General features: G+C 74.0%; 6 protein-coding genes and 1 pseudogene. 4 read left to right on the forward strand and 3 right to left on the reverse strand.

The annotated features are described in order from the left end of the window. From Y09_RS09510 to Y09_RS09520, 3 genes are all read left to right on the forward strand, one after another. Positions 1–1,344 (forward strand): RIP metalloprotease, encoded by a 1,344-nt coding sequence (locus Y09_RS09510; protein WP_053917491.1) that lies wholly within the window; start codon positions 1–3, stop codon positions 1,342–1,344. Positions 1,345–1,539: 195 nt separating this feature from the next. Next, on the forward strand, positions 1,540–2,700 hold the full coding sequence (gene ispG, locus Y09_RS09515) for a flavodoxin-dependent (E)-4-hydroxy-3-methylbut-2-enyl-diphosphate synthase (protein WP_010551365.1): 1,161 nt from the start codon (positions 1,540–1,542) through the stop codon (positions 2,698–2,700). Positions 2,701–2,704: 4 nt separating this feature from the next. Beyond that, positions 2,705–3,556, forward strand: coding sequence for a DUF4081 domain-containing GNAT family N-acetyltransferase (locus Y09_RS09520; RefSeq protein WP_053917492.1), 852 nt, complete (start codon positions 2,705–2,707; stop codon positions 3,554–3,556). Between the two features lie 16 nt (positions 3,557–3,572). Here the strand turns inward: Y09_RS09520 and Y09_RS09525 are convergent, their stop codons facing one another. From Y09_RS09525 to Y09_RS17670, 3 genes are all read right to left on the reverse strand, one after another. Next, positions 3,573–4,154 (reverse strand): hypothetical protein, encoded by a 582-nt coding sequence (locus Y09_RS09525; protein WP_053917493.1) that lies wholly within the window; start codon positions 4,152–4,154, stop codon positions 3,573–3,575. A gap of 98 nt (positions 4,155–4,252) precedes the next feature. Beyond that, a complete protein-coding gene (locus Y09_RS09530) occupies positions 4,253–5,146 on the reverse strand; it encodes a class I SAM-dependent methyltransferase (RefSeq protein WP_053917494.1) in 894 nt (297 codons plus the stop codon). Between the two features lie 95 nt (positions 5,147–5,241). After that, complete coding sequence (locus tag Y09_RS17670; RefSeq protein ID WP_053917495.1) at positions 5,242–5,772, reverse strand: hypothetical protein; 531 nt, start codon at positions 5,770–5,772, stop codon at positions 5,242–5,244. Positions 5,773–6,034: 262 nt separating this feature from the next. Here Y09_RS17670 and Y09_RS17865 point away from each other — a divergent pair. Beyond that, a pseudogene (locus tag Y09_RS17865) lies at positions 6,035–6,418 on the forward strand (hypothetical protein); the annotation flags it as partial.

The following is a 6,418-nucleotide window of genomic DNA, read 5'->3' on the forward strand; positions in this document are numbered from 1 at the left end:
ATGCTGCTGTTCGCGCTCGGCGTCCTCGTCATCGCGGCGGGGCTCGCCCTCTCGATCGCGCTGCACGAGATCGGGCACCTGGTCCCCGCGAAGCTGTTCGGGGTCCGCGTCACCCAGTACATGATCGGCTTCGGGCCGACGGTCCTCTCCCGCACCCGCGGCGAGACCGAGTACGGGCTGAAGGCCATCCCGCTGGGCGGCTACATCCGCATGATCGGCATGTACCCGCCGCACAAGGGCGAGCCCGAGGGCACGATCCGCGAGGACTCCACCGGCCTGCTCCAGCAGATGACGGAGATGTCCGAGGACGCGAAGGCGTACGAGTCCGCCCAGTACGGGCCCGAGGACGCCCACCGCACCTTCGTGGCGCTGTCGGTGCCGAAGAAGCTCGTGGTCATGCTCGGCGGGCCCGCCATGAACCTGCTCATCTCCGTGCTGCTGATGGTGGTGCTGGTCAGCGGGATCGGCCTGCCCTCGGTGACGCCGACGGTGCAGAGCGTCTCCGAGTGCGTGGTCCCGGCCGACGCGCCGGCGGACGTCTCCTGCGAGGGACAGCCCCCGGCCCCCGCGCTCGAGGCCGGGATCCGTCCCGGCGACGTGCTGCGCGAGATCGACGGCGCCCCGATCACGCGCTGGGAGGACGTCACCGAGGCCGTCCGCGCCGCGGACGACCGCACGATCGAGGTCGTCGTCGAGCGCGACGGGCGGGAGATCCCGCTCGAGGCGACCCTCGTGATCGACGCCCGGCCCGTCCTGGACCAGGACGGCGCCGCGGTGCGCGACGCCGACGGGAGGTTGGTCACCGAGGAGGTCGGGTTCCTCGGCGTGGCCGGCACCCCCGACCTCGTCCCGCAGTCCCCGACCGAGGTGCCCGCGATGGCGTGGGACGCCTTCGTGCGCACCGGACAGATCGTGGTGACCCTCCCGGTGCGGCTGTACGAGGTGGCGCAGGCCGCCTTCGGCAGCGCCGAGCGGGACCCGGACGGACCGCTCGGCGTCGTCGGCGTCTCCCGCCTGGCCGGCGAGGTCGCCTCCGCCGACGAGCCCGGCTTCGAGCTGCGCGAGAAGGTCGGGACGATGATCTCGATGCTCGCCTCGCTGAACATGGCGCTGTTCGTGTTCAACCTCGTCCCGCTGCTGCCGCTGGACGGCGGTCACGTCGCCGGGGCGCTGCTCGAGGGGATCCGACGCCGGATCGCTCGGCTGCGGGGACGCCCGGATCCCGGCCCCGTGGACATGTCGCGGATGCTCCCGCTGACCAATGCGGTCGCGCTCGTGTTCATCGTGATGACGCTGCTGCTGCTCTACGCCGACATCGTCAAGCCGATCACGCTGTTCCCCTGACCGCCGCGCGCCCGGTCCTTCGGGGCCGGCCCGACAGGCGCCGGTCCGACGCGCGCCGGCTCGATCGACGGCGGCTCGTCCGCGGCGCGCACCGGACATTGCGGGGCTGTGCCCCGGGCCACGTCGTGCGTGCAGGAGCGGTGGAGGTGTCGCACCTCGCCTCGCCGGAGCCCGTCGGCGGTCCATAATGGAGGGGTGACTTCCGTGAGCCTCGGCATCCCCTCCGTCAAGACGCCCCCGCCGGTCCTCGCCCCCCGGCGAACGACCCGCAAGGTGAAGCTGGGCGACCTGTACGTCGGCGGCGACGCGCCGATCACCGTGCAGTCGATGACCACCACTCCGACGCACGACATCAACGCGACCCTCCAGCAGATCGCGGAGCTGACCGCGGCCGGCTGCGACATCGTGCGCGTGGCCTGCCCGCGCCAGGAGGACGCCGACGCGCTCGTCGCGATCGCCGCGAAGTCCCCGATCCCGGTGATCGCCGACATCCACTTCCAGCCCAAGTACGTCTTCGCCGCGATCGAGGCGGGCTGCGCGGGCGTCCGTGTCAACCCGGGCAACATCCGCCGCTTCGACGACCAGGTGAAGGACATCGCCAAGGCCGCGAAGGACCACGGCACCGCGCTGCGCATCGGCGTGAACGCCGGCTCGATCGACAAGCGCATGATGACCGGCGACCGCGTCACGCCCGAGGCGCTCGTCGCCTCCGCGAAGTGGGAGGCGTCCCTCTTCGAGGAGCACGACTTCCACGACTTCGGCATCTCGGTCAAGCACAACGACCCCGTGATCATGGTCGAGGCCTACCGCCAGCTCGCCGCCGAGGGCGACTGGCCGCTGCACCTCGGCGTCACCGAGGCGGGCCCCGCCTTCCAGGGCACCATCAAGTCCTCGGTCGCCTTCGGCATCCTGCTCGGCGAGGGCATCGGCGACACCATCCGCGTCTCCCTCTCCGCCCCGCCTGTGGAGGAGGTCAAGGTCGGCAACCAGATCCTGCAGTCGCTGAACCTCAAGCCGCGCAAGCTCGACATCGTCTCCTGCCCCTCCTGCGGCCGCGCCCAGGTCGACGTCTACACCCTCGCCGACAAGGTCACCGAGGGGCTCAAGCACCTCGAGGTCCCGCTGCGCGTCGCCGTCATGGGCTGCGTCGTCAACGGCCCCGGCGAGGCGCGCGAGGCCGATCTCGGCGTCGCCTCCGGCAACGGCAAGGGCCAGATCTTCGTCAAGGGCGAGGTCATCAAGACCGTCCAGGAGGAGGACATCGTGGAGACCCTCCTCGCCGAGGCGAACCGCATCGCCGCCGAGATGGGCGAGGACGTCCCCGCCGGCGGTGCCCCCTCCGTCTCCGTGGGCTGAGGCCGTGTTCCGGCGGGGCGGGCGCCTGCGCGCAGTGCGCCCCGGCACGGTGGACGCGGCGCTGGAACTCGCCCTGCGGGACCCGGTCACCAACGCGCTCGGCGGGGCCCGGCTGCGGGAGACCGCCCGCTCCGCCTCCGTCGCCCAGGAGTTCTCCCTGGTGGGCGATGACCGCCTGCCCGAGGGCGTGCTCTGGCACGGGGTGAACCTCTCGCCGCTGTCCTCGACCCCGCGGGCGCTCGATGAGTTCGGGGCGCACCTGGCGGGCAGGCCTCGCCGGGCCAGCTCGGTGGTGGGGGAGCGGGCCGCGATCGAACGACTGTGGGAGACCCTCGGCCGCTCCTGGGACCGGGAGGTGCGCGAGCACCGCTGGAGCCAGCCGCTGCTGCTCGCGGACCCGCCGGCGCTGATGCCCGCCCTGCCCGGCGCCGGACTGCGGGCCGCCGAGCCGCAGGACGCGGCGGCCGTGTTCCCGGCCGCGGTGGCGATGTTCCGCGAGGAGGTCGGGATCGATCCGCTGCTCGGCGACGGCGGCCGCTCCTACCGCCATCGGGCCGGGGAGCTGATCCGGCAGCGCCGCACCTATGCGGTGGTCGAGGAGGGGGAGGTGCTGTTCAAGGCCGATGTCGGCGCGCTCTTCGGCCCCGTCGCCCAGATCCACGGCGTGTGGGTGCGCCCGGACCGTCGCGGCCACGGGCTGGGCCGCACCGCTATGGCCGAGCTCGTCGCCCAGGTGCGCCGCGACCACGCCCCGCAGGTCTCCCTCTACGTCAACGACTTCAACGAGCCGGCCCGTCGGGCCTACGCCGCCTCGGGCTTCCGCCAGGTCGGGGAGCTGGCGACGCTGCTGTTCTGAGCCCGCCGCGCCGTGCTCAAGAGCGGGCGGCGACCGACCGCACCGGGGCGGGGACGAGGGCGCAGAACACGATTCCGTAGAGCGCCGTGCACGCGGCGAGCGAGAGCCCCGCCACGGCCCGGCCGGCTGAGGGGTCGAGCGCGCCGACGGCCATGAGCACCAGGGCGCTCCCCGCCCCGAGGACCCCCAGCACCGAGGTGACAAGGTGCAGCCACGAACGCTGCACGCGCAGGAACAGGGCGAAGTGCGCGGCGACGACCACGGCGACGGCCGGCATCACCAGCTCCCCGAGACCGGACCGTGCCAGGAGCAGGACGGTCACGAGGATCCCGATCACCTCGACCAGGGCCAGAAGACCGGCGGTGCGGCCGGTGACGATCGGCACCGAGGGCGCCGAGCGCGGAGCGTTCCGGGCGACGGGTGAGCGGTCGCCGGCACGGCGCATCGTCGCTGCGCGGACGATCACTGCGAGGCCCAGCAGGGCGAGCAGCGCCGCCGGCACCGGAGCTGCCGCTGCGGCATTGGAGGCCCAGGCGAGCGTCATCACGCCCATGAAGAGGGCGAGGGGACGGAACGGCGAGCGCGTGGTCGAGATCATGGCTCCAGCCTCCTCGCGGCATGCGCCCTGCTGCGAGGGGGCCGGGTCACGGGATCGCCGTGACAGCTGTCATGTGTGCACCGACTGTCCGGAACTGCTCAGCCGTGCGACGGAGAATCGGGCCGGTGAGCGGTGAGCACGTACTGCAGCGCGAGCCGGTCCGGGTGCTCGCGCAGCCGGTAGCGGTCGCCGTCGCGCACAATGAGCCCGGGCCACGGGCACCAGGCTGCGAACGGGACCTCCTCGAAGGAGTCCAGCACCAGCCCGGCCTGCAGCAGCGCGGTGAGGATCTCCCCGATCGAGTGGTTCCACTCGTGGCTGACGGTGTGGGTCATGCGGGGCGTGCCCTCGGGGACCGGCACATAGCTGCCCTCCTGGTCCCAGGTCATCGGCTGCTCCCGCTGGAAGTAGGGCTGCTCGATCTTCAGCCCGTCGGAGACGTCGTCACCCACCGCCATGAACATCGGGTGGTCGTCGCGGATCAGGAAGCGGCCGCCCGGGCGCAGCAGCGAGGCGACGACCCGTGCCCACGCGGCGACGTCCGGCAGCCAGCAGAGCACTCCGATCGACGTGTACACGAGGTCGAAGTCGCCCGTCACCGCCTCCCGGGCGTCGTACACGTTCGCCTCGACGAACTCGATCCCGGCCCCGGCGCGGTCCGCGATCTCCCGGGCACGGGAGAGGGAGCCGGGGGAGAGGTCGACGCTGACGGTCCTGCGAGCCCCGAGCCGGGAGAGGCTCACCGTGTCCGTGCCGAGGTGGCACTGGAGGTGGATCACGTCGCGTCCGGTGAGATCCCCGAGCCGTTCGCGGTCCTGGGCGACCTCGGGGCTGATCAGCGCGGGGTCGGCCACGAGCTCCTCGATGCCGTAGCCGGAGGCGACGTGGAGCGCGGCGCGGTCGTCCCAGTTCGCGCGGTTGTCCTCGAAGCGGCGCCGTCGTGCCAGTGCGTCGTCGGCGCCTGTGCGGTGGGGCGTGCCGGTGGTGTCCATGCCGGGCACGCTAGGGCACGCCCTGGCCGTGGTGCCAGCGAGTTATCGCGCCGCCCCGGTGCGCGGTGCGGGGAGCGAGCGCGTCGGTGCGCTGCTCAGGCGGCGAGCGCGTCGAGGGCCAGCAGCGTGTTCGCGGCGGTCCAGGCCAGCGGCGCGACCTGGGCCGGGCGGCCGTCGTGCAGCACCTTCTCGGGCAGGGAGCCCTGCTCGGTGCGGTGCGCGGCGAGCCAGGAGAGGACCTCGCGGGCGGCCCGGTGCTCCCCGGCCCGGGCGAGGCCCAGGCCCAGCAGGCTGGTCGACGGGGTCCAGCTGATCCCGTCCTGCTTCCAGGCCGCGCCCGGCGCGATGCCGCCGGCGGGCCGGGACAGCTCGCCCCGCAGCGCCCCCAGGCGTGCCGGATCGATCATGCCGTGCAGGCCCGTCGCGTCGAACAGGGCGAGTGCGGAGTCGGCGCCGCCGCCGTCGCGATAGCGCTGCCAGCCGCCGCGCCCGAAGGTCCCCTCGAGCAGGTGCGCGAAGACCTGCGATGACTCCACCGCGCCGGCGGTGCCGGTGAGCTCCGCCCCGGCGCGCAGCCCGGCGAGGGTCGCTCCCGCGCCCCACAGGGTCGCGGCGCCCTCGCGCACCTCCCAGTAGTCGGGGGAGGCGGGGCAGCGCGGTCCCGCCCGAGGTAGCGTGGTGCAGCGCCGCGAACGAGGTCGTCACCAGCGGTGCGAGCCGGTCGGCGACGGCCCCGCTCTCGGCGCCCGCGGCGGCGACCGCCTCGGCGCTCGCCCACAGCAGAAGCCCCGTCCCGTCGAACTGCGGGGCGCGGCGGTCGGGGGCGCGGTCGGTGCCGGGCACGTAGCGCGCCTCGAACCAGCCGTCGGCCTGCTGGAGGTCCTGGAGGTGGGCGAGCACGTCGGCGGCGCGATCGGCAGCGCCGATCCGGGCCAGGGCGACGGCGCAGAACGCCGCATCGCGCGGCCACACGTACCGCCAGTTCGCGGTCCAGCCGGCGACGGGGGCGGGCAGGTCGTCGTCGAGCACCCAGAGGTCCGCGAGCGCGGTGTCCGCGAGGTCGACGAGCAGGTCGGCGTCCCCGGCGGCGCTGCTCGTCCCCGCGGCGGAGACCTCGGCCCCGGCGGGGGAGCCGCCGACCCCCGTGGCGGAGCCGCCGCCCTCCGCCAGCCGTGCGCGCAGCCGCTCGCGCCAGGCGGCGGTCAGTGCGGCGAACTCCGCGGCGCGGTCCCGGGCGGGCGAGTGCTCCGGCAGCGCGGCGGCGAGGCGGGT

It is taken from the genome of Brachybacterium sp. SW0106-09, from assembly GCF_001293905.1.
Classification (GTDB): Bacteria; Actinomycetota; Actinomycetes; order Actinomycetales; family Dermabacteraceae; genus Brachybacterium; species Brachybacterium conglomeratum.